A 22,145-nucleotide genomic window follows, 5' to 3' on the forward strand; every position below is an offset into this window, starting at 1 on the left:
ATGAACACGTCACGCTCTGTCGGGTTCCGGACCTTGCTTGCTCGCAGTGCCTCAGCACATCCGAATAACGGGAGCGAATCACTCCGCTTGCCGTTCGACTCACTCCATGGCCCGCAAAAAGCAGGACATCGAGATCACGCCGCGGATGCCGGCGGTGTTCCAACCGCTCTCGCATCCCACTCTCGTAGGCAAGCCGCCCGAGGGCCGGGACTGGATTCATGAGATTAAATACGACGGCTACCGCTTCCAACTGGCCGTCCGCGCTGGCGTGGCCACTTGGTACACCCGGAACGGCCTCGACTGGACCGACAAGATGGAGGCGCACTCGTCGGATGCCGAGGCGCTTGAGGACTGCATACTGGACGGTGAGCTTTGCGCCGTTGGTCCCGATGGGGAGCCGAACTTCTCGGCGCTTCGTGCAGACCTGAACCGCCGCACCAGCGGCCGCTCGGTCTACTTCGTCTTCGACATCCTCTCGCGAGGCGAGACGGACCTGCGCCCCTACGCCCTCTCCACGAGAAAGAAGAGCCTCCAGCAAGTTCTTGAGGCGGCAGGCCCTGGGATCACCAAGCGCTTCCGTTACGTCGACCGCTTTGAGGGGATTAGCCCGGCGGACCTCGTGAAGGCCGCCTGCCGCATCCGGTTGGAAGGCGTCGTCTCCAAGAAGCTCGGCGAGAACTACAAGGCGGGCCGCAGCGCCGCCTTCATGAAGGTCAAATGCCGGCCGGGGCAGGAGGTTGTGGTCGGGGGCTGGAAGGCAGGCCGGGATGGCCGCTTCAAAGGTCTTCTCACTGGCGTCTATGAGCGCGGGAGCTCCGGTACGCGGGCTCGATAAAAAACGGCTTCGGCGAGCGGGAACTCAAGGAGCTGCGACCCCGACTGAAGGCCCTCGCTCGACCCCTCACACGCTTCGCCCGCGAGCAGCCGAAAGCCAGCGGCGGCGACCGGCTTCACTTCCTCGAGCCCGAGCTCGTGGCGCAGGCCGAGATTGCCGAATGGACAGGTAGCGGCAGGCTCCGCCAAGCCAGCTTCAAGGGCTTGAGAGAAGACAAACTCCCGGTGGAGGTACGAGGTGAAGGTTAACCGAGACCATGACCTCCTGCATGGCGCGGCGCTGAAGGTCGATGACGTGTTTGACTGGAAGCTCGGCCAATCCGTGACCGGCGGCTCTTGAGGTCCGCACCCCCGTCTACGAGCCCCGGCTCTCGCCAATGGCGGCCATCCTCAAGTCCCGCGGGTACGACATTCTGACATTGGGCGTGGAACCGCGGACGCGGGTGTGCATTCCGCGTGCATGGGCGCGCGAAGCGCGACCGGGGGGGGCTTATGCATTCGTCAACGCTGAACGAGAGGCCGCCGCTCGCAGCGGCGGGCGATCCTGATTTCGAGGACTTCTTCGAGAACGGCTCAATCGGCCTGCATATCGTCGACCGAGACGGTTTGATCTTACGGGCCAACAAAGCCGAACTGGAGCTCCTTGGCTACGCGCCCGAGGAATATGTTGGGCGCCCCATCGCCGACTTCCACGCTGATCCCCAAACCATCGCCGATATCCTGCGCCGGCTCGGCGCAGGCGAACGGCTGGACAAATATCCCGCCCGGCTGCGGACCAGGAATGGCGGAATCAAACATGTGCAGATCAGTTCGAGCGTCCTGTTCCGTGATGGCCAATTCATCAACACTCGCTGCTTCACCGTCGACGTCTCGGCCGCGCGCGAGGCTGACGAGGCGCGGCTGGCGGCCGAGCGCCAGTTGCTGGCAACTTATGACAGCGTCACTGTCGGCATCGCAGACGCAGACCGCGAAGGGCGGCTGATCCGGGTTAACGCCGCCTTCGAGGCGCTGACTGGGTACGGTCGTGACGAATTGCTCGGCATGACTATCGCCCAGCTCACGCACCCAGATGATCGAGCCCAGGATGCAGCCCTCTACGCCGATCAGGTCGCGGGACGCCGCGACCGCTATAGCCTCGAGAAGCGATATGTCCGGAAGGGGGGCGAGGTCGTTCACGTCGAGGTCTTGAGTTCGACGGCCACGGACGCGGACGGCGGCTTCGCCCACGGGGTCCGTGTGGTGAAGGATGTGAGCGAGCGGCGCGAGGCCGAGCTGCGGTTGCAGGAGAATGAGCGCCGTTCTCGCGAGCTCCTCGACGCCCTGCCAACGGCGGTCTACACGACCGATCCTAACGGGCACATCACCTATTTCAACGAAGCCGCGGTGAAGATGGCGGGCCGGCACCCAACCGTCGGCGTCGACCGCTGGTGCGTGACCTGGAAGCTGTTCTGGCCGGACGGAACGCGGCTTGAGCATGAGCAATGCCCGATGGCGCTGGCGCTGATGACAGGTGAGGAATTGCGCGGGCTTGAGGCGGTAGCGGAGCGGCCCGATGGGTCGCGGCTGACCTTCACACCCTATCCGACCCTGCTGCGCGACAGCTCAGGAGCCGTGGTTGGGGCCATCAACGTCCTGGTCGACATCACTGAGCGCAAGCGCGCTGACGAGGCCCAGAAGTTGCTGATCGACGAGTTGAATCATCGGGTGAAGAACACCTTGGCCACCGTGCAGTCGATCGCCTTGCAGACGCAGCGCTGGACCCCAGAGGCCTTCACAGAACGGTTCGAAGATCGGCTGATTGCGCTCAGCAAGGCGCACGATCTCCTGACCCGTCGACACTGGACCGGCGTTGGGCTGATCGAACTCCTGGAGGAGGAACTCGCGCCCTATAGGGACGAGGTCCCCGGAAACGCTCGGCTGGAGGGGCCCGACCTCGTCCTGACCGCGCGGGTGGGTCTCGCCTTGGGCATGGTGATCCATGAACTGGCCACCAATGCCGCCAAATACGGCGCTTTGGCCTCCCCAGCGGGGCGACTGGACCTGAGCTGGTCGATCGATGTCACGGGCGACGAACGCCAGTTGAACCTAGCTTGGATCGAGCGAGGCGGGGCTCCGACGGAATCGCCGGCCCGGCAGGGCTTCGGTCATCGACTGATCGAGCGCACCATACGCAGGGACCTAGGCGGTGTGCTGGAGCAGCGCTTCGAGCCGAGTGGTCTCGAATGTCGCTTTGGCTTCACGGTCTGACGCGGGGATGACCGCCCTCAAAGGTCTGCGGGTGCTCGTTGTCGAGGACGAGGCGGCCGTGGCCATGCTCATCGAATCCATGCTCGAGGATCTCGGCTGCGTCGTGGTTGCAAGCGCGACGAGCGTAGCGGAGGCGCTGGCGCGGATCGCCGACGGCGGTTTCGAGTTCGCATTGCTCGACCTCAATCTCGGTGGCGACCGAGTCGATCCAGTCGCCGGTGCGCTTTCGGACCGCGGTTTGCCATTCGCTTTCGCCAGCGGCTACGGCCCCGGCGGCGCCCCTGCTGGCTTTGAGGCGGTCCAAGTGCTGGCCAAGCCGTTCCGTAGGCGTGACCTTGAAGTGACCCTGCGCCAAGCTCTCGGTTAGGTGGCCCCGCAGCTGATCTTCAACCCTTCGCTCCCCAGTACCTTCCAGAGCGCCCAGGGCACAGGCCTTGCGGAGAGGAACGTCCGCAAGCCGCCAACAGGCGACGGTCGGCTCACGACCCATTGCGGACATAGCCTCGGTCGGGCAGCCTAATCGCACCCCAGCGCGCAATGCCCGATTTCGAAAGCATCGGATCATGTCAAAGCCGATATTCTCATCTTACGGCGTGGAGATTTTCAAAGAGCTTCTCGGCTATCGCATGGTGTTTGAAAGTGGGGGCCATGGCGGCGGCCTCTTGAGCTTGCATCTTAGCCGAGAGGACGCCGAGCGCGCTATGCGGGGGCCTGACGAAGCAGCAGAGGTTCTGGACCGCTTGGGAGGCAAAGCGAGACCCGTGCGCTCCTGAACGCATTCAACGTCCGCTTTCCACCCACGGGCGACGGTCCGCTACCGACCCTTAGATGACAGACCGCTCTCGACCCATTGCGGAAGCTCGCATCGTCAGTGTTCGAACACTCCCGCAACCCAAATGAGCCAGATCGCATACCAAAGGCCCAACACCACCATGCCGGGCCAAAACGGGTCGGCGAGATACATCGCGCCGCCCCCGAGGAGAAAGGCGGGCAGTCGCCCCCACATCATCAGCCGATGACGACGGCTCGTCAGTTCATCCTTGAAAGGGCTCGCACTGGAAGCCTTCTTCGTCTTGGGCATGGCGCAACATAACACGCGGCCAACGTCCGCTTCCCACCCGTAAGCGACTTGCCGCCCTCGACCCATTGCGGACGTGCTTCCTCCTTCCCCATCAGGCGACCGGGGGTTAATCGTTGCGGATGCGAAAGTTCCTGTTGGGCTGTCTTTTCGTCTCCGGTTGCGCGCCCACCTTGGGTTCTGACGCGCATATCCGGCTCTCCGAAACCACCCTCGCGAAAACCTTCAGTGTCTGTGAAATCATCGCTGACGACGACCGGCTGCTAGGTCAGACCGTTACCGTTCGCGCGCCGTATGAGACCGACTACAGTCATTTCGCCGGACTGAATGGACCTGAGTGCCGACGGGCTCTTCAGATCGACGTCGAGGGCCGGGACGCTCCGGGTGTAGACGATGTTCGCAAGATGCTGGATGAGATTGAAGGCACCGAGCGTCGCCTTTTCGTGACGGTGAATGGTCGACTTAAACGTTGCGCCCTCTCCCATCTCTGCGTCGCGATCGTGCCGAACTCCTACTCAGAATTCGAGATTGTCGGTCCGCAACAGCCGTAAGAGCAGGTCCAGGTCGCCGACGAACTGATGTCCGCTTTCCACCCATAGCGGACGTTGGTTGCTTTAATCGAACTGCGCAGTGAAGGAGTGAGTGCGGAAGTCGAGGGCGCACGGCTGCAATAGTCCGGGTTTGGTAGGTGATAGAATGGGCTGCGCCGCTCGCGACCTTTTCGGTTCGTCCACACGCGGCCTGATGTGACGAGGCCGCACCTCGGACACGCCAATAGAAACGGCCCCACCATGAGGTAGGCCAAAAAAGCCAACAACGCCCAAGGTCCAACGAACCGCGAAAGCGCGATTGCCGAAAGAAAGGCGACCGGCGTGCCGTAGGAATACGCTGTTGTGACCGATTTGATTGACGGCATCCCAATGCCTCCTCAGGCACAGTAACGCTTCCGGTTCCGCTTTCCACCCTGGCGACGGTCTGCTCGCGAGCCATGGTGGACATCGCCTCACCGGCTAGCGCGCGAGTGGCCACTACGGTTCGTTCGCTCTAGAACGAGGTTCTTCGACTCTTGGAGGACGGATGAGCCAGTTCGAGTACTTCTTCGGATTTTACAGTCTTGTGCTTGGCCTGTCCGTAGTCGAGCTACTGACCGGGGTCGCTCGGGCTATTGAGAACCGCTCTTCGCTGAAGCTCAGCCGGCTGACCCTGATGCTCGCGCTTTTCCTGGCGCTGGACCTCAGCTCATACTGGCTTCAAGCGTGGCAGCTCTACCGCGGCGCGCCGCTGTCGATGTCGGTCTTCACTCACGGCCTCGTCGCAGCCGGTACCTATTTCATCGCCGCTTATCTGATCTTTCCGCGCATCACCAAGCTCAAGCGCGGGGAGGGTCTGAACGATCACTTCTGGGCGACCAGGAGGTGGGTGTTCGGAGCTGTGCTGTTGATCAATGTCCTCAATGTCGGAACCATCGCCGTCCTGACGGGTGGCTTCGCTTTCATCGGGGGGGCGGGCTACACTGCCTTCATAGCGACCTTCTACGTGACCTGCGCGGTGGCGGCTGTCGCCCCACGGGGTCGGCTGGTCATCTTGGCGCTCATTTGGCTTCTGATCTTTTCGATGCTCGCCCTCCTGATGGACGCCATAGCAGTCGCCGATGCTGGATGGAGGGTTGGTGGTTAGCGCGAGCTTGACGCGCCATGACTTCCGTCTTTCACCCAGGTCACTCCCAGTTGACCTGGGTGCTTCCAGTCCGTGGATCTGCGGTGCTTTGCGCGGTGCTCCTCTTGGGAAGCGGCTGAGTTCGACTGCCAGGTCCGCTTCCGGCTCCCGGGCGACAGTCAGCTCCCGACCCTTTCCGGACAATGCGCCGGACCATCTCACGAGCGGCTACTTGTTCTTCCTGTGGCTGGTTGGCTTCTCTCCAAATAGCAAGTCGAGGACAGGACCCATTCTGCCGCTGTTCGGAAAAATCCCGGTGCTCGGCGACCAGCTTGGGAGGTCACGCGATAACTGCCGGGTTTGAAATGCGTCCGCTGCCGCAAGGGACATCAGGCCGACGAACAAAACGATGGGAAGGATGACGGAAGTCGCGAACAACGAAGCCAAAATCATGCAAGCCCCGAAGCCGACTCCGGATATCCAGACCCGCCGCCTCTCCCAGTAGCGAAAGTGCTGCATGATCTCATGAACCGGCATGTCATCCCGCGCCCATAGCTGGGCTGTCTTATTCGGGGATAAGAAAAACGCAGCCGCATAGATCACGGTTAAGGCCAGAACGGCATACACGGTGGGGGCGTCGATCATTCCGTTACGGTAGCTCGCCGCACCGTCCGGACCAAGGTCCGCTAACCACCCATTTCAGACGTTCAGAGCGTCCGCTTCAGTTCGTTGACGCGATCCGCCGGATGCCTCTCCGTCCGCGGGTAGGCTCAGCCAACACATCCCGGACGTGCAGAATGCGCCTGCATGGTTCGGCTCCTGCTATGCTATGTCCCGGGCCGGGCACTCGAACAGGTTAGGTCATGCGTCAGATTTCTCACCCCGAAGGAGGTCCTGGCGGGTCTGCCGGCTGGCCGTCATGGCAGGCTCTGAACGCCGACCGTCGCGGGGATGACGCCATTTCGGACAAGCCATCCCTCACGGTGTCCGACGCCGCCGCCCAGCTCACGCGGGCAGGTTTGTCGTGGAGCGCCCTGGGAGAAGGCGCGGTCGTGTCGTTTGCGTTCCGCGCCACCTCGGGACCACTGCCCCTCGATGTCTCCGGCTTCTCGCCGTTCACCACCCGTCAAATCCAGGCCACGCTGACTGCCTTGCAGGCCTGGTCGGACGTCGCGGATATCACGTTCATTCGGCAAGACGACGGCAGCGGCTATTCGGACGACGCGACGATCCTTTTCGGCAACTATTCGAGCGGCGCTGACGGCGCCGCCGCCTTCGCCGCCCTCCCGGGCTCCACCGCCCCAGGCGCTGTGGAAGGCGACGTATGGGTCAATGCGTCCTTGTCCTACAATGCTGCGCCGGCCATGTGGGGCTACGGCCAACTCACACTCGTTCATGAAATCGGCCACGCCATCGGCCTGCTCCATGCAGGGGATTACGACGCGGAGCCGGGCGTGGCCATCACCTACGGCAGGAACGCCAGCTATTACGAAGACTCGAACCAGTACACGGTGATGAGTTATTTCGGCGAAGGCGCGACCGGCGCCTTCTTTGGGTCCGGCCGCTATGCGTCGGCGCCGATGCTGGACGACATCGCGGCTGCGCAGCGGCTGTACGGGGCCAATTACGAGACGCGAACGGGGGATACCGTCTACGGCTTCAACTCGACCGCCGGACGCGCCTGGTTTTCGGCGTCAGCAGGATCGGTTCCGGTGTTCGCGGTGTGGGACGCGGGCGGCTCGGACACCTTCGATTTTTCTGGATATTCGACCAATCAGGTGATCGACCTCAGGCAGGGCGGCTTCTCCAACGTCGGCGGCAACATCGGCAATGTCTCGATAGCGGTCGGGACCGTCATCGAGAACGCCATCGGCGGCGCCGGGGACGAGCAGTTCTTCGGCGGCAGCGGCGACAACCGGTTCACGACCGGCGCCGGACACAACCGCGTCGACGGCGGACTCGGGTCCGACACTCTGGTCCTTGGCGGTCTCCAGGCGGCGTACACCATCACCTGGAACGGACCCGACTGTTTCGTGTCCGGGCCCGGGGGCTCCAACCTCGTCCGCAACGTCGAGTATTTGGAGTTCTCCGATGCGCTGGTTCAGCTTGTCGCCCCCGGCGGGCTGATCGTGAGCGGCGACATCACGGATGATCTCGCGCGGGGGTCAGGCTCGTCCGACACCATCAGCGGATCGGATGGGAATGACCAGATCTACGGTCTGGGCGGCCACGATCAACTGATTGGCGGACGGGGCGACGATTTCATTGATGGGGGAGGGGACAATGACATCATCTACGTTGATGCAGGTGATGACGTTCTCTCTGGCGGGGAAGGCACAGACACTCTCGACCTGGCGAGCTCCCGCAGCGGTGTCGTGCTGGACCTCGAAGCCGGACTGATGGCCGGGAGCTGGAGCGGCGCCGACATCGTCGGCGGTTTCGAACGCGTGGTCGGCTCGCGATTTGACGATCGCATCACCGGCGACGCGGCTGACAACTACATTCAAGCCTTCGGCGGCGTCGACGTTCTTCACGGCGGCGGCGGCGATGACGAGTTGACCGGATCATGGGTGGAGGCCGGCGGCGCCGAGGACCTCGTTAAGCGGGCAGACCAGGCCAACGGTTCGATCTCAACGGCCGTGTCGCTGGATCAATCGTTCGACCGGCTTGCGCACGAGGGCGTTCCCGGCTTCGGACAACCCCACGCGACCGTCATCGCCTCGACGCACGGCGGGTACGAGTATTACGCCTTCACCGTGGGGGCGAACTCCGACGTGAATTTCGATGTCGACGGAGCGTCGTTTGATTCCGTCATCAGAATCTTCAACGCGGCCGGGGTCGAGATCGCCCGAAACGACGACCGCACCTACGACGGGGACGGCGGTTCGCCGGGCGACTCATTCCTGAACTTCCGACTGGTCACGCCCGGAACCTATTACGTCCAGGTTGGAGCGTATGCGAGCGGCTCGGGAGAGACGGTCGTGTCAGCACCTCCCGTGGCCGGTGAGTCCTACACGCTTCACGTCACGGTTCCCGATCACGTTGTCCAGCCGACCTACGCACACGGATCAGAACTGTTCGGCGACGACGGTGACGACATCCTGCGCGGCACCGAGGGCCGGGACGTGCTTGACGGAGGCGGCGGGGACGACACGATTTTCGCGGCGCGCGAAAACGACATCATTCGAGGTGGCGGGGGCTGGGACACGCTCCACCTCATATGGGGCTCCACGACGGACTGTCGTCTCCTCAGGACAGAGGAAGGCGAGTACCTTCTGAAGGGACCTGAAGGCGCGGATCGCCTGTCGGGGATCGAGGTCATCAGGTTCGGGGACGGTGTGACAGTCGATCTCGCGCGTCTGTATTCGCTGGGGGCCTTTGACGGGCGGCCCGAAGGACGGCTTGTCTCAGAGCTCCTGGGCGGTGAACCGGTCTCCGGGGACCCGCTGGTCTTGCCTGCGGCGACCGCCAACGACGAGAAAGTCGATAATTCTGATGAGCAGGTGTCGACCGGGGATCGGGCATGGACGCTTCCATTCACTGATCCCGAGCCCGCTCTGGCGGCGCCTTTCGACCTGCTTCCGCTCGTGACGCCGCCCCTCACTCCTTTGGAGGACGACATGCGGCTGCCCCAACTGCAGCCCCCCCTCGATCACCTGTTCAGGTCTCAGTGGGAACGCTCCGGTCCGGACCTCCCGGTTTCGACCCACGTTCCGCATGTCTGGGACTGGGCGGACTAGGCGGGCATCGGTCGCTGGCTGCCGCCGCCTCATGGTCGTTCAAGACCGACTAGCGACGGAGTGTGATCGGCCACGATCTACGCGAAGCGTCTTATGAGCGAATGACATATGAGTTGCGTCGGTCTTGCTGAAGCCCCCGGCACGCCCCGCCAGATCAAGTGTTTCTTCTGGACCCGCTTAGGGCGGATCTCGGCTGCGAACATCGGTCTGAAGAGGGCCACGAGAGGCGCACCGTCTCGTGGCAGATGTCGATCGCTCGCTCGGCGAGCAGGTCTTCCACGTTGCGCGGCGACAGCGGGTATTTCACGTACATCGTCATCACGAGGCGGATCACCTCGGGCGAGCTGTCGAAGTCGCGGAACGGGCTTGCCGGATTCGCCATAGCAAGGAGGCTGGGTGCCTCGGATCACCGGCTGGCTAAGTTGGGCTGACAGAGCCGCCATGTCGCTTAGTTCCTGAGGGACAAGCCGAAAGCAACGAAGGGCGGTGCCGAAGCGTTGCCGTCGAGAACCGGAGTCCACCTATGCTGAAGAAGTACGCCTACGCCTGGATCACCCTGGGCTTCTTCGCCATCTCGTTCGGCCTTCACTGGGGCTTCGGCTGGTTCGCCTTCGTCGAGGAGCAGTCGTCCCACGGCCAGGCCGCCCAGCTGTCGCGGTACCTGATCGAGATGAGCCGCGACACCTTCGAGAACTGGCAGTCCGAGTTCCTCCAGCTGCTCTGGCAGGTCGTCGGCCTGGCCTATTTCCTCTACGTCGGCTCGCCGTCCTCTAAGGAGAACGACGACCGCGTCGAGGCCAAGATCGACGCCCTGATGGAGATGGTCGGCAAGGAGAAGGGCAAGGCGCTCATCGACCAGATCGACGAAAGCCACATGCGCAGGGGCGGCCATGCCTCCGTCCACGCCGATCCGTCCTAGGACCGGAGCGCCTGATCCTGAGCCGCCAAACGGCTCTTGGACCCCTACGATTGCTCGTCCGGACTTTATAGCATGCAGCCTCTTATGCTGCGGGCCGTCTGACGGTAACTCCGTGCCCCAGCGTCTCGACGCCTTCGAAGTCCGCCAGGCGGAAGGGTCTGCAAGGGGGAGGTTCTGATCGTGGGCCGCTTGGTTTGCGCCGCCTATACGCCGGGAGCGGCAGACCGGCGCCTCGATCGCAACTTCGTATTGTAACCTCGTGGGGGCGCTGCTCTCGGAGTGGCAGCACTTGTCCACGCATGTCGGAAGTTCCCTGTCGAGATATGGCGTATCTTCGGACGCAAGTTCGGTGCTACTGTGGCGTTATCGCCAGACAACAGTTGTCAGCGACTGAGAGATTTCAGCTTCCGCTGCGCACTCCGTCCAGCAGAGCACGGGTGATTGCAGATGTTCCGAAATCAAACCTTGGCGGCCATGCACGCCGACGACATCTCTGCGCTCCTTCCTCATCTTTCCCGGCTGGACGTCGAGCGTGGCTCCCTGCTTACCGAGCAAGGGGAGGAGGTTGATCAAGTCTATTTCCCCACGACAGCCTACCTGTCGAATGCTGTGCTGTTTCGCGACGGCCGATCCGCGCAGACCTTCGTGATGGGCGTGGAGGGCGTTTCCGGCCTGGCCGCGTCCCTCGCCGAGGAGCCGTCCGCCTGGCGGGTTGAGGTCCGGGCAAGCGGAGAGGTCTACAGCCTGTCTGCGGCCGTCCTGCGCCAGCAGGCCGACGCCAGTCCGCGCCTGAGGCTGCAACTGCTGCGCCTGACACACGACTATCAGGCCCAGGCCGCCTTTACGGTTGGTTGCGCGAGCCTGCACCCCGTGGGGGCGCGGTTGGCGAACTTCATCCTTACAACTGCCGACCGCCGGGGTGATGACCAGCTCGATCTCACTCAGCAAGACCTCGCCGACTTCCTCGGCATCCAGCGCACCACGATCAACAGCGCCGCGAATGAGCTGAAGGTCGCAAATGCCATCAAGTACAGCCGAGGCGTGATCCGCATTGTTGATCGAGACACGCTGAGCCGCCACGCCTGCGAGTGCTACCAGCTCCAGAAAGCCTTGCCTCTACCGGAAGCCGCTTAAACTAGCGGCGACCCGGACATAGGGCGCGGGCTCAATAGGACGTCCGCTAACCACCTTTGGCCGTCAGCTTCCGACCCTCAGGAGACATGCCGTCCTCGTACCCGGCCAGTTTGCACCAGCGCCTGAGCCAAACGATCAACCAGCAGGGCGACAACTAGACTGAGGCCTGTCATCGGATAGAGGATCGCAAGCGGCAGAACGATGCCGAGCACGGCGGCTCGCGCCCGAACGCCCGGCGGCGCGATTGGGGCTCCGATGCGTCGGGCATAGAGCTTCGGCGGTCGACGCTTCCACCACATGACGATGCCGCTGATCGACAGCACCCAGATCGCGATGCATCCGCCGAGCATCAGATAGCGGTTCAGCCAGCCGTATTGCGTGCCCTGATGCACGGCGATGCCCCATTCGAACGCCTTGGCGCCGCGGCCGAACGCCGCGTAGCCGATGTCCGCCCGAACGCGCCCGGTCACGCCGTCGATGTAAAGAATGCGCGTATCTTCGACCTGTTCGACTTCGCTGGCCGCGGTCACAGCCGTTCCTTCCGTCGCCGGGATCGACACGATGTAGGGCTTCTGCAGACCGGCCCGGTCAGCCGCCGCGACGACCGCCGCCAGATTCCGGGAGCCCGTCTCGTGGCCCGGCATGACCATCCCCTCCATGGTCCAGCCGACGCCGGCGGGCGCGTCCCCGTGCTCCGCATGGGCGAAAGCCTGCTCAGCCGCCGGAGGGGCGGGTCTCCCCAGCCCTTGCGCCTTCACATAGCCGAGGAACTGATCGCCCCAAAAGGCGGACCACGGCATCCCCGTCACCACCAGGAACGCCACAACGGCCGCGGCGTAGAAGCCGGCGACGGCATGGAGATCCCGCCAAAACGGCCGCCGCCTTGGTGACGACGCCTTGGGCGCTAGCACCGCGAGTCCCCGCCCGCGTGGCCACCACAGGAACAGACCCGTCGCAACCAGTATGATCGCCCAGCCCGCTACGATCTCGATCAGATAGTTGGCCCACGGGCCGACAAGCGCGAGGCTGTGCAGGCGCTTCACCGTCTCCATGACCCCGCCGTAGCCGGTGACCCCGGTGACGCGCCCGTCCTGGGGATCGACGAAGACCGTACGCCGCTCGCCGTCGCTCTGGGTCACGCCGAGTCGCGCGGCCTCGTCCGGGCGGTTCGGAAGCCGGATTTCGGTCACTTCGCCGCCGGTGTGCGCCTCCGCGGCGGCGACCCATCGGTCGGGCGAGACCGAGGTCGCCCGCGCCTCGACACGCGAGAGGCTCGCGTAGGCCACCCCGTCGATCTCGCCCTTGAACAGATAGAGCGCGCCCGTCAGGGCCATCAGCATCAGGAAAGGCGCGACCAGGACGCCGGCGTAGAAATGCCAGCGCCAGACGCTCCGGTAGACCTCGGACATTTCGGTCTGAATATCACTGCTGGCCATGAGGGCTCCTGATCGTTGGTCCCTTTCGCAGCAAGTCCATCCGGTTTCCACCCTAAGGTGACGGTTCGCTCCCGACTCTTTGCGGAAGCCCGACGCGACTGAATCGAAGAGCCCTCTTGACATGACTACTTTACGAACGAAAGTCGTCACGTCAGGAATGGAGAGCCCGAGTGTCCGACGCAGCCGAATCGAGTCGCTCAAACGAAACTGACATCGCTTTTTTGAAACGACTCGCCAGCGCAGGCTTGGGCGAGCCAGCACCCTTCCTCATGCTCATGGCTGTGTTCGGAGGCGCCTATGGTCTCGCCTTTGCAGGGGTGTCCTTGCAGGTTGCGCTCAGTGCGAACGGACTGCGGCCCGGTGACGAGCCCGGCTTCCTGACCAATGTCCTGCGCTGGTCTTTTGTAGCGGCTCATCTGGCATTCTTGGCCGCACTTGTATGGACTGCTTGGCGGACTACTGGGCCGAACCGGGTGCGGTTGAGCCGGGCGGCGATGGCGACCTGGAGCGGGGCCTTCATCGGCTTGGTCACGACCGTGGTCGGCTTTCGCATCTTCACCCAAGACCAGCTACCGTCTGACAGCATCTCCGTCTCATACATGTTGCCGTCCGTCCTCCTGGTGCTGTGGGGCACCGCTTGGTGGGTGACCGGCATCCTCAATGACCGTCGTAGTCTGCTGCTGATTGCTTTCGGCAGTTTCGGCTCGGCGATCGTGATGGCGCTCGTCGGCAACTCGCCTTCCATCCTGCCGATGACCGCCGCTTGCCTGCTCCTCCTGGCTTTCCTTCCGGCGGTTCTGCTGATGCGAGAGCGGCGTCATTGACTGCGACCGTCGGGGTCGATCCACTGATCGCAAGCCGTGTCCGAGCAGGAATGCTGGCTTACCTGTCAGATCGAGGCGTAGCCGACTTTACTGAGCTGGCGTCCGCTCTGGAGATCGCCAACAACACCCTCTCAGGTCATTTGCAGCGGCTGGAAGATGCAGCCTACGTCGAACTTGGTCGCGGATTCTTCAACCGAAAACCCCGAACGCGGGTCACGGTTACGCCCTTGGGTCGCGAGGCGTGGCGGGCGCATCTGGCTAAACTGGAATGACCATCGCACAGGTGCCTTACGGCAGGCCGTCAACAGAGTGGACAACGTTGGCTGCCCACCGTTAGGCACGGTCGGCTCCCGGACCCTGCGGAAGTCGGCATCAACTGCTTTCGGGCAAGCACGTCAACGTCCGGGTTTGGGTGCAAGGCGACTTCGTAAATCGGCCGCTTGCAAGCCCTGGATTGTATGGCCAGCATTGCTAATCGAGAAGTCTTGGGGAGATGGAAGATGGCCGCCGGCTCAAAGCTTGCAAAATCCTGCCTTGTTGTCTTCGCGGTCATTGGCCTATCAGGCGTGATGTCTGCTTGCGCGGGCCACTCTGTGGACTGGGCGGGCTTGGGAGCGGGGGCCGCCCATCAGGCCTGCAAGAACTCCTCCCATTGTGACGTTCCGTGCTCCCGTGATGGAACGCGGCCCGACTGTGTCACGGGGTCTGCGCGCTAAGGTAACCTTCTCACCCTCAGGCGACTGGCCCGTCCCGACCCATTGGGGCGGCCTGGTCTCCTGTGACACAGTTCGCTCGTCCTAAGAACCGACCAGATCATTCGGGACGGCTGGGGCCGTTCTGCGGACGTGGGAAATCGGTTCGCCGTAGATCAGGGAAGGGCCAGCGACATCGTCGCCTCAAGGTCCCGGGCCTTCGCCTCGTAGTCCTCCGACATGGAGGTGAGCGCGTTGATCGAGACGGGATCGCTAAGGCCCGCCAGTAGACGTCTAGCTCGTTGCGCCTGAGACCGAAGGTCGGCGATCTGGCGAACCTCTGTGATGTCCAGCAGCAGGTTGGCGGCTCCGATCAGCTGCCCGCTGCCGTCTAGAATCGGTGTGGGCAACGGGACGAAGGTGACACGGACGCCGTCCGGTCGTTCAGCTACCGCAGTGACTCCTCGCACCGGCCGTGCGGCGGCGAGCGCCACAGCCATGGGACATTCATCGTGCGGCAAGAACTCACCGCTTTCGGTGTAGAGCTTCCAAGTGACACACCACTTGTCCTTGCCGACCTCCGGCTGTCTGCCGGAGAAGGCGATACAGGCCGCGTTGAAGAAGGTCACCACTCCCGATGCGTCAGTCGTGTAAATGGGGGCCGGAAGCGCTTCGAGTGTGGCGTGCAGTTCCGCCACGCCTCGCTCCGCGGCAGTAAGCGCCGGCTGGAGCATGAGTTCGAGTTTGGGGAGGTGAGGGTGCATTGGTATGCGCCTCGCACGATGCAAACGACAGAAAATACTTTCACGGAAGTCACCTGGACCAGCCGGTCAGACGCGGGGCGCGGGCGTCCACTACCCACCCTTCGCAGAACTTCAGGACCTCCGCTCTTGTGCTGGCCGACAGGCTGGCAAGGAGGCTGTCGGAGTGCTGATCCAGGCCGAAGCACAATCCGGCGTTTGTGAGGACGGCATCACCGCGCGAGCGGCGCATGGATTTCATCCAGCCGCAGCCGGGCGCCCTCAAGTGGCTCGAGGTGCGGGTAACGGTGGCCGTCTGGATAATAGATTACGCCTGTGTTGACCCGCTTGCCCCGCTGCACCAGCAGATCGATGCGGCCAGTCTTTTCGGCGTCCGTCACCGCTTGGCGTAGACCTTCCACGTCGAACTCACGTCCATTGACGCCCAGCAGTTTTGACCCCGCAACGAGGCCCGCCTCGAAGGCGGGCCCTTCCCAGAACACCTCCTGCAAGGTGCCGTCAGTCGACGCTGATAGGCCTATGGAGAAGGTGAGGTCGGCGAGACCATTGACGGCGTCCATGGCCAGTGCGAATTCGCTGGGTGTCTTTCGATAGACGAGCCGATACCCGCCGCGTTCCAACCCCTCGATCGGGGCCCCGACGTGCCGGCTCTCCAGGCGGTCCTTCAGCAGGCCGGCCCAGTCGTACGGAACGACATCGTTGAGCACCGCCACGACGTCGTCGAACTCATAGGTGTTGGTCGTAGTACGACCGTCCTCGACGCCGAAAAACCGCCGCGCGAAATCGTCCAGCGACCGGCAATCGCCGGTCAGCTCCCGGATCAGCGTGTCGACGTCGAGCCACAACAGCTGGCCCTCAGCGTAGTAGTCTTCGCTGCGCTGCCAGCTGCGCCAGGGCAGGGGCTGGCGGTTGGCGAGGATCGGATCCCGCGTCGTGTCGCTGAGCGTCCGCCAGCGTCCGCCAGGGCGATTGTCATAGATGGCGGCGGTGCGCGCCAGAGTGTCGAGCGCCTGCTGGCGCGACCACAGGCCAGAGCGCGCCGCTAGTACCTCGCCCCAATACTGGGTCTGGCCCTCATAGACCCACATCAGGCTATTGCGGATTGGCCGCTCGAAGCTCGGCGTCCATGAATCCGCGCCGCGCCGGAACTTGCCGTTCCACGAGTGGACGTACTCATGAGCGAAGACGTCCCGCTTGGGAGCATTCGCGTCCCAGGCCGTGAAGTAGCTGGCGGGCGTCACGATCTCGCAGGAACGCTGATGTTCGACGCCCCCGCCGCCGAGTTCGTCGCTGACAGCCGCCAAAAACTCGTACCGGTCGTAATGTCTCGCGCCGAACAGAGCGTCAGCTTCACGGATCAGCGCGCGATGCGGCGCCAGCTGTTCGTCGCTGGCCGCCAGCATGTCAGGGCGGTCAGCCGCCAGATTGAGCCGCACTTGACCGTTATCATCGAGATCTACCTGCCGGAACCAGCGGCCTGCCAGCACGGGAGCGTCGACGAGGATGTCCAGCGGCACGGGTTCATAAGTGGTTCGGTTTCCCTCGGTTGACTCGACGTCGAGTGCGCAAGCGGATGGCCAGCCCTCCGGCAGCGTCAGCGAGGCCTGCACCTGGATGCGGCGAGAGAAATAGCCCGATGGATAGAGCACCATGGCTCCCCACCGAACGGCCGACATGACAGGCGTAACGGCGATCGTGCCCTGAACATCGCTCGTCGGAGAAAGGAACTGAAACCTGGCTTCAAGGGTGCATGCGCCTTCGGGTACGCTGACATGAAAAGCGTGCACCTCCACCAGATCTCGTCGCCAGGCCAACCGCTTCTGACCAGCCCAGATCTCCAGGCCGCCCAGCAGTTCGATAGCGGCGGCCGGAGAATGGAAGCCGGGCAGCCACTTGGGATAAAGGAGGGTGATAGCTTGACCTGGCGCGACGGGGATCGTTTGACGAACCTGGAAGATGCAGCGGGCGACATCCGTGGCGTCTACTTCAAGCGAGATCAGTCCGGGGTAAGGTTTGTCTTCGGGGCAGGGGATAGGCGGCGGTTCAGGCACAGGCTCTGGCGTGGTCATGTTGTCTCGCTGCCTAGGGTGTCGCCCAAGGGTTGGTGGGGTGATGGTTTCAACGTCGGACCATGCAGGCGCGTCGAGGCGGACTGCTTGCTAGAAGTGTAGCGCTGATGGCTTAGGCCGCTGAGTCACACGGCGGAGCTCTTGACCGTCGGACATGACGGCGATGGCGAAGCCGGGTTCGCTGAACAACAGGCGAAGGCGCGCCATGTCCTCCGCGTCCTCGGCGCATTCGGCCTGGACCGTTTCGATGGCCTCGGCGCGGCCCAAATACTTGAGTTGAAATCTAGCCATGCAGTGACAACGGCGATGTGGAGGCCGTCGTTCCTATGTCCAAAAGGATGCATTTGCGCGGTGCTCTGGCTCAGCGAACATCAACCCACCTTGTCTGGATCGCGCTTAGCGCATTTCGCGAGCGAGGCAGGAACAGACCGGGTAAGGAAGAGTAACTCGGCGCCACGAGCGGACATTGACCGGATGCCCGGAAGTTGACCCTAAGCGGGTCGGCCGCGGCATGTCAGCTATAGACCCGTTGCGGACATTGGGCTCCGCTGTATCTTCAGCGATGATCTTAATCCGCGCAGCTTCTGGGCCTGTCACCCCATCCGGGCTCTTGGCCCATTCGCGAACGCGCCCGCACCTGATCATCGACTCTGGCTGGCCAACGAACCCGTACGAGATCAATGTCGACAGCACTGTGCTGCTGCCATGTGCGGAGCGCCGCGTCCTTTCGCGCATCGAATTGATGCTGCCCAGTCCAAGGTGGGCCGGTGAGCGACTTGTGGAGCCGTTTCCGGATGCGAAGCCGGGGTGCCTTGTCCTATCGGAGGCGTCTGTCGCGCAGGAATGTTTCCCCCATCCCGTTCGCGTTTTGGCCGCTGACTCGAAGTCGCGGATCAGGATCGTTTTTGAGGACCGACCTGCTACGCAACTGGTCGCCCTCTCACCTGACTGCATTGCTCGTTTGGACGCAGGCGACCTCTTGGGCTTCGACATTCGAGGCTTCCGCTAGACGCCTGGACGCTCAGGCGACCAACCGCTCCCGACCCGTTGCGGACGTTTGCCTTGACGATCAAACTGCCAAGTATGGGACCACTTACGGCTTATTCCTTTCGGGATCGGGCTTTCAGTCCAAAAGGCGATACGCACGTTTGCATCGTTGAGCGTGAAGCTTTGAAAGCGTTCATGTCGCCAAGGGAAATCTCCGCCGCCTTCAGTGGGCATGTGGTCTATCGCCGTGGCCTCTTCATTCGCTACGTCGGTGTTTGGGGGCGAAGAAACGGCAAGCGGCTTCGACGCTTCCTTTCAGAGCGGGGCGCGACCGTCGCCATCGTGCGAGGCAAGCCCACAGGCGCGCGCATTGCGATCTTCGAGACGCGCGCAACTCGTGAACGGATTCGAGACATCCCGATGGTGGAGACGCAAGCGGCGACGTCCGCTTTCCACCCATTGCGGACATCAACAGCCAGACGCAATCTCGAGGGATGAGAACCACTGTTCCAGCAGCGTTCAGCCTTGCCTTTACGGGACCTGAGGGGCCCTAAACGGTCCAGTTCGATCCGACGGACGAGTGGGACGGCGTGATCGACGTATCGATTGGCGGCCTGACAATGCGGTGGCACGTGGTGGACGCGACCCAGGAAGGCAGCGGGGCGGTTGTGCTGGGTGGCATGACGGACGGGACCGGAGCGCTCTGGGGCGACCAATTTTGGTTCGAGCTTCGTTTCAGCGATGCGCAACCGCTGATCCGGTATTGGGGCAATCAAGTCCTCTGGCGCGAAGATCACGCCGCCTGACTGCGAAGTCCGCTAACCGCTGTTCGGCGACGGTCGGCTGCCGACCCTTAGCAGACGAAACCCGTGGTGGAGACGGACAGAGGAAGCGCGTTGTGGCGCCTCAGGGGCGGGTCCCGGCGGTCGTTAATCTGACAGCGCCTTTGGTAGGTCAGGCCGGTCCATTGGGCCGGTCCAGCACGTCCCTGACCCTCGCCGCCAAGTCGGAGGCCGTGAAGGGTTTGGTGATCAGCTCCACCCCTTTGTCGAGACGGCCATGGTGGATAATGGCGTTCCTTGCATAGCCCGTCGTGAAGAGCACCCTAAGGTCGGGTCTCAGCTCACGCGCTTTCGCCGCGACCTGCGCGCCGGTCATCCCGCCTGGCAGCACCACGTCGCTGAACAACAGGTCGACCCGCGACTGCCGCTCCAGCAACCGCAGTGCGGACGGGCCATCGTGAGCCTCCACAACTCGGTAACCGAACTCGCGCAAAGCCTCGACAGAATAGGTCCGCACGTCGTCATCATCCTCCAGCACCAGGATAGTCTCATCCTCACCGCTTTCGGGAACCAGCGGGGCCTCCTCGCCCTCGGCGCTGGCGCCCTCTCCGGTGAGGCGCGGGAGGTAGATCTTGACGGTCGTGCCATGGCTGACCTCGGAATAGATTTTCACGTGCCCGCCCGACTGTTTGACGAAGCCATAGACCTGGCTGAGCCCAAGTCCGGTGCCCTTGCCGACGGCCTTGGTAGTGAAGAAGGGCTCGAATGCCTGCGCGACCGTTGCCTCGTCCATGCCGACGCCGGTGTCGGAGATGCAAATCACCACGTACTGGCCCGGCACGACCTCGGCGTGAGCGGCCGTGTAAGCCGCGTCGATGTGAGTGTTGGCGGTCTCAATGGTCAGTCGACCGCCATCCGGCATTGCGTCGCGCGCATTGACGGCGAGATTCAGTATCGCTGCTTCCAGCTCGCCCGCGTCAACATCGACCCGCCAGAGGCCAGCTCCCAGCACAGTTTCCACGAGAATGGTCTCCCCGAGCGTGCGCGGGATCAGGTCGGACAGGCTGCTAACCAGGGCATTGACGCTCGTGGGCTTGGGGTCGAGGGGCTGTCGCCGAGAGAAGGCGAGGAGCCTTTGCGTCAGGGAAGCCGCCCGACTGGCCCCTGACATGGCGTGGGCAGCCGCGCGCTGGAGACGCGGTGAGCCGTCCGCGAGATTGCGCTGAAGGGTGTCGAGATTGCCGATGATAATCTGCAGTAGATTGTTGAAGTCATGGGCTATGCCGCCGGTCAGCTGACCGACCGCCTCCATTTTCTGAGACTGTCGCAACGCGGCTTCATTGGCTTGAAGCTGAGCGGTCCGCTCGGCCACCTGCTGTTCGAGCGTGGCGTTCAGTTGACGTAGGGCCTCCTCGGCCTTCCGGCGCTCCTCCAACTCTTGCTGAGCCGACTGAGCGAGCCTCGCGTTATCGACGGCCACGGCCGCCTCGGCGGCAAGACCCGAGAGCCCGCGCTCAGAGCGTTCCCCGAAGACCCCCGCCTTCTCGTGCCCGAAGAACAGGCCGCCCATCACCTCGCCCGTGCGCGAGATCACGGGGACCGAAAGGTAGCTTCGCACCGGCAGGTGGCCGTCCGGCATTCCATTGTGGGGGCTGTTTTGGCCGTAGCGTGGATCCCGAGTGATGTCGTCAGAGCGGACGATACCCTCGCCCTTAAAGGTGGGTGCAAACACCGCCGTGTTCCGCGGCATCGGAAACTTCGAGAAAGCTTCCCGTGGCGCGCCGGACAGCGTGTAGAGCGTATAGCTCTCGCCGGCCTCGTTCAGCAGATTGTAGAAGAAGGCCCCAAACTGTGCGCGCGTGAGTTCGACCCCCGCGTCGGTGACGATCTGTACGACCTGATGGAGGTCAGTCTCGATCGCCAAGGCTGTGCCGGCGCGGTTAAGAATCTCGAGTGCCTTGCGCTCCTCCGCAGCTTCTTCCTCGGCGCGCCTTTGCTCAGTGCGATCGCGCAGTACCTTCACGAAGCCGACCACTGTGCCTTCGGCGTCCCGAAGAGGCGTCAATTCGCCCGTGGCCCAAATCCGGTTGCCGTCCTTCCGCAGGCGCCAACCCTCTTCGCCGCCGCCGCGTCCGTGGGCGAGCGCCTCGCGCATTTCAGCAGCCACTCGCTTCTCGCGGTCCTCAAGCAGAAATATCCTGTCCAGCGGCCCCCCCACCATCTCCGCCTCATCCCACCCCAGGATGCGTGCGGCCCCAGCGCTCCAGCTCGTCACGCACCCGCGTGGGTCGAGGGTCACGATCGCGGTGTCGCTGGCGCTGTCCACGACCTGACGCCAATCGGCCAGAGTGAGGTTACCCACGATGCTGGTTTGCGATGTGTCTTTTGGGTTCATGCAGCCTTGCTCGCCCTTGCCCCGCCGTTCGTCATCAGTGCACGGGAACTGCAGCGGTTCCCTGTTGTTCGCCCTCACACAGGTCATTCGCGGCCAAGCGAACACGGATACGCTTGTGCGGAACTTTGTCGCCCCCTTCAGGTTGTGCCCGATCGGTGAAGACTCAACGCCATGTCCGAGATCGAGAAGTTGCTGGCGTAGGCCGAAAGGGCGCGCCGTCTCATGACGGCGACCAGCGATCCGCTGGCGCTCAAGGCGCTCGAGCAGTTCGCCAATGAGTGCGAGGAGCAAGCCCGAACGCTTATCGCGATGCCGCCAAAAACTTGACCCAAGGTAAACACGGGTGTTGGCTCGCCAGATGGGATGGCTTCTGGACAGCATCGAGCGTCAGCTGAGCCTTACATCGTGGCTCGTGACGATGGTTCGTTGATCCTCAGCGGCTCCGGCGGCGAGTTTCATCTTCTCGTTCGCAATGCAGTGGAAACTGCGGGCGAGGACTTCGTCGCCCTGCCTGTCCGCGGCGGCGCCGGCTACGAGCGATTGATCATTATCCCAATGTAGAACGGGAGCGGGTCAGAACCGGCCCACACC

Annotated in this window: 21 protein-coding genes; 14 read left to right on the plus strand and 7 right to left on the minus strand. The window is 63.3% G+C overall.

Going from position 1 to position 22,145, the window contains the following annotated elements:
* Positions 1-106: 106 nt before the first annotated feature.
* The 4 genes from VEA98_RS11505 to VEA98_RS11515 all read left to right on the plus strand — a co-directional run bounded on the left by VEA98_RS11505 (position 107) and on the right by VEA98_RS11515 (position 3,448).
* Complete coding sequence (locus VEA98_RS11505) at positions 107-835, plus strand: hypothetical protein (RefSeq protein ID WP_324814405.1); 729 nt, start codon at positions 107-109, stop codon at positions 833-835.
* Between the two features lie 32 nt (positions 836-867).
* Positions 868-1,083, plus strand: coding sequence for a hypothetical protein (locus VEA98_RS15260; RefSeq protein WP_414642177.1), 216 nt, complete (start codon positions 868-870; stop codon positions 1,081-1,083).
* Positions 1,084-1,326: 243 nt separating this feature from the next.
* Entirely contained in the window at positions 1,327-3,081 is a 1,755-nt protein-coding gene (locus VEA98_RS11510) for a PAS domain S-box protein (protein ID WP_324814408.1), read from the plus strand.
* Between the two features lie 7 nt (positions 3,082-3,088).
* Complete coding sequence (locus VEA98_RS11515; protein ID WP_324814412.1) at positions 3,089-3,448, plus strand: response regulator; 360 nt, start codon at positions 3,089-3,091, stop codon at positions 3,446-3,448.
* 501 nt (positions 3,449-3,949) lie between these two features.
* Here VEA98_RS11515 and VEA98_RS11520 read toward each other — a convergent pair.
* A complete protein-coding gene (locus tag VEA98_RS11520; RefSeq protein ID WP_324814414.1) occupies positions 3,950-4,162 on the minus strand; it encodes a hypothetical protein in 213 nt (70 codons plus the stop codon).
* 119 nt (positions 4,163-4,281) lie between these two features.
* Between VEA98_RS11520 and VEA98_RS11525 the strand changes: the two genes are divergently transcribed.
* Both VEA98_RS11525 and VEA98_RS11530 read left to right on the plus strand, forming a co-directional pair.
* Positions 4,282-4,710 (plus strand): hypothetical protein, encoded by a 429-nt coding sequence (locus VEA98_RS11525; protein WP_324814416.1) that lies wholly within the window; start codon positions 4,282-4,284, stop codon positions 4,708-4,710.
* Between the two features lie 526 nt (positions 4,711-5,236).
* Positions 5,237-5,836 carry a hypothetical protein gene (locus tag VEA98_RS11530; RefSeq protein ID WP_324814418.1) on the plus strand — a complete coding sequence of 200 codons (600 nt, stop codon included), beginning with the start codon at positions 5,237-5,239 and terminating at the stop codon, positions 5,834-5,836.
* Positions 5,837-6,043: 207 nt separating this feature from the next.
* Here the strand turns inward: VEA98_RS11530 and VEA98_RS11535 are convergent, their stop codons facing one another.
* Positions 6,044-6,460, minus strand: coding sequence for a hypothetical protein (locus tag VEA98_RS11535; RefSeq protein WP_324814420.1), 417 nt, complete (start codon positions 6,458-6,460; stop codon positions 6,044-6,046).
* A 218-nt stretch (positions 6,461-6,678) separates the two neighbouring features.
* Here VEA98_RS11535 and VEA98_RS11540 point away from each other — a divergent pair, with 218 nt between their 5' ends.
* On the plus strand, positions 6,679-9,555 hold the full coding sequence (locus VEA98_RS11540) for a M10 family metallopeptidase C-terminal domain-containing protein (RefSeq protein ID WP_324814422.1): 2,877 nt from the start codon (positions 6,679-6,681) through the stop codon (positions 9,553-9,555).
* A 154-nt stretch (positions 9,556-9,709) separates the two neighbouring features.
* On the opposite strand, the gene VEA98_RS11545 is transcribed toward VEA98_RS11540, so the two are convergent.
* Entirely contained in the window at positions 9,710-9,937 is a 228-nt protein-coding gene (locus VEA98_RS11545; protein ID WP_324814424.1) for a hypothetical protein, read from the minus strand.
* Positions 9,938-10,078: 141 nt separating this feature from the next.
* Between VEA98_RS11545 and VEA98_RS11550 the strand changes: the two genes are divergently transcribed.
* The gene (locus VEA98_RS11550) at positions 10,079-10,474 is read left to right on the plus strand and encodes a DUF6766 family protein (RefSeq protein WP_324814426.1); all 396 of its coding nucleotides are present in this window, start codon (positions 10,079-10,081) and stop codon (positions 10,472-10,474) included.
* Positions 10,475-10,948: 474 nt separating this feature from the next.
* Positions 10,949-11,608 carry a Crp/Fnr family transcriptional regulator gene (locus VEA98_RS11555; RefSeq protein ID WP_324814428.1) on the plus strand — a complete coding sequence of 220 codons (660 nt, stop codon included), beginning with the start codon at positions 10,949-10,951 and terminating at the stop codon, positions 11,606-11,608.
* Between the two features lie 77 nt (positions 11,609-11,685).
* Here the strand turns inward: VEA98_RS11555 and VEA98_RS11560 are convergent, their stop codons facing one another.
* Positions 11,686-13,044 (minus strand): PepSY domain-containing protein, encoded by a 1,359-nt coding sequence (locus VEA98_RS11560; RefSeq protein WP_324814949.1) that lies wholly within the window; start codon positions 13,042-13,044, stop codon positions 11,686-11,688.
* Positions 13,045-13,214: 170 nt separating this feature from the next.
* On the opposite strand from VEA98_RS11560, the gene VEA98_RS11565 reads away from it, so the two are divergent.
* Both VEA98_RS11565 and VEA98_RS11570 read left to right on the plus strand, forming a co-directional pair.
* Positions 13,215-13,868, plus strand: coding sequence for a hypothetical protein (locus VEA98_RS11565; RefSeq protein WP_324814431.1), 654 nt, complete (start codon positions 13,215-13,217; stop codon positions 13,866-13,868).
* A 50-nt stretch (positions 13,869-13,918) separates the two neighbouring features.
* Positions 13,919-14,140: a transcriptional regulator gene (locus VEA98_RS11570; RefSeq protein ID WP_324814434.1), complete on the plus strand. Its 222-nt coding sequence runs from the start codon at positions 13,919-13,921 to the stop codon at positions 14,138-14,140.
* 596 nt (positions 14,141-14,736) lie between these two features.
* On the opposite strand, the gene VEA98_RS11575 is transcribed toward VEA98_RS11570, so the two are convergent.
* Together VEA98_RS11575 and VEA98_RS11580 are read right to left on the minus strand one after the other, a co-directional pair.
* On the minus strand, positions 14,737-15,258 hold the full coding sequence (locus VEA98_RS11575; protein ID WP_324814436.1) for a PAS domain-containing protein: 522 nt from the start codon (positions 15,256-15,258) through the stop codon (positions 14,737-14,739).
* Between the two features lie 275 nt (positions 15,259-15,533).
* Entirely contained in the window at positions 15,534-17,390 is a 1,857-nt protein-coding gene (locus VEA98_RS11580) for a peptidase M61 (RefSeq protein WP_324814439.1), read from the minus strand.
* A 1,062-nt stretch (positions 17,391-18,452) separates the two neighbouring features.
* On the opposite strand from VEA98_RS11580, the gene VEA98_RS11585 reads away from it, so the two are divergent.
* A complete protein-coding gene (locus tag VEA98_RS11585) occupies positions 18,453-18,875 on the plus strand; it encodes a hypothetical protein (RefSeq protein WP_324814441.1) in 423 nt (140 codons plus the stop codon).
* Between the two features lie 92 nt (positions 18,876-18,967).
* Entirely contained in the window at positions 18,968-19,183 is a 216-nt protein-coding gene (locus tag VEA98_RS11590; RefSeq protein WP_324814443.1) for a hypothetical protein, read from the plus strand.
* A 148-nt stretch (positions 19,184-19,331) separates the two neighbouring features.
* On the opposite strand, the gene VEA98_RS11595 is transcribed toward VEA98_RS11590, so the two are convergent.
* A complete protein-coding gene (locus VEA98_RS11595) occupies positions 19,332-21,845 on the minus strand; it encodes an ATP-binding protein (RefSeq protein WP_324814446.1) in 2,514 nt (837 codons plus the stop codon).
* Positions 21,846-21,959: 114 nt separating this feature from the next.
* Here VEA98_RS11595 and VEA98_RS11600 point away from each other — a divergent pair, with 114 nt between their 5' ends.
* Positions 21,960-22,115 (plus strand): hypothetical protein, encoded by a 156-nt coding sequence (locus VEA98_RS11600; protein WP_324814449.1) that lies wholly within the window; start codon positions 21,960-21,962, stop codon positions 22,113-22,115.
* Positions 22,116-22,145: the final 30 nt, after the last annotated feature.

This window comes from Brevundimonas sp. (assembly GCF_035627055.1).
Taxonomy (GTDB): domain Bacteria; phylum Pseudomonadota; class Alphaproteobacteria; order Caulobacterales; family Caulobacteraceae; genus Brevundimonas.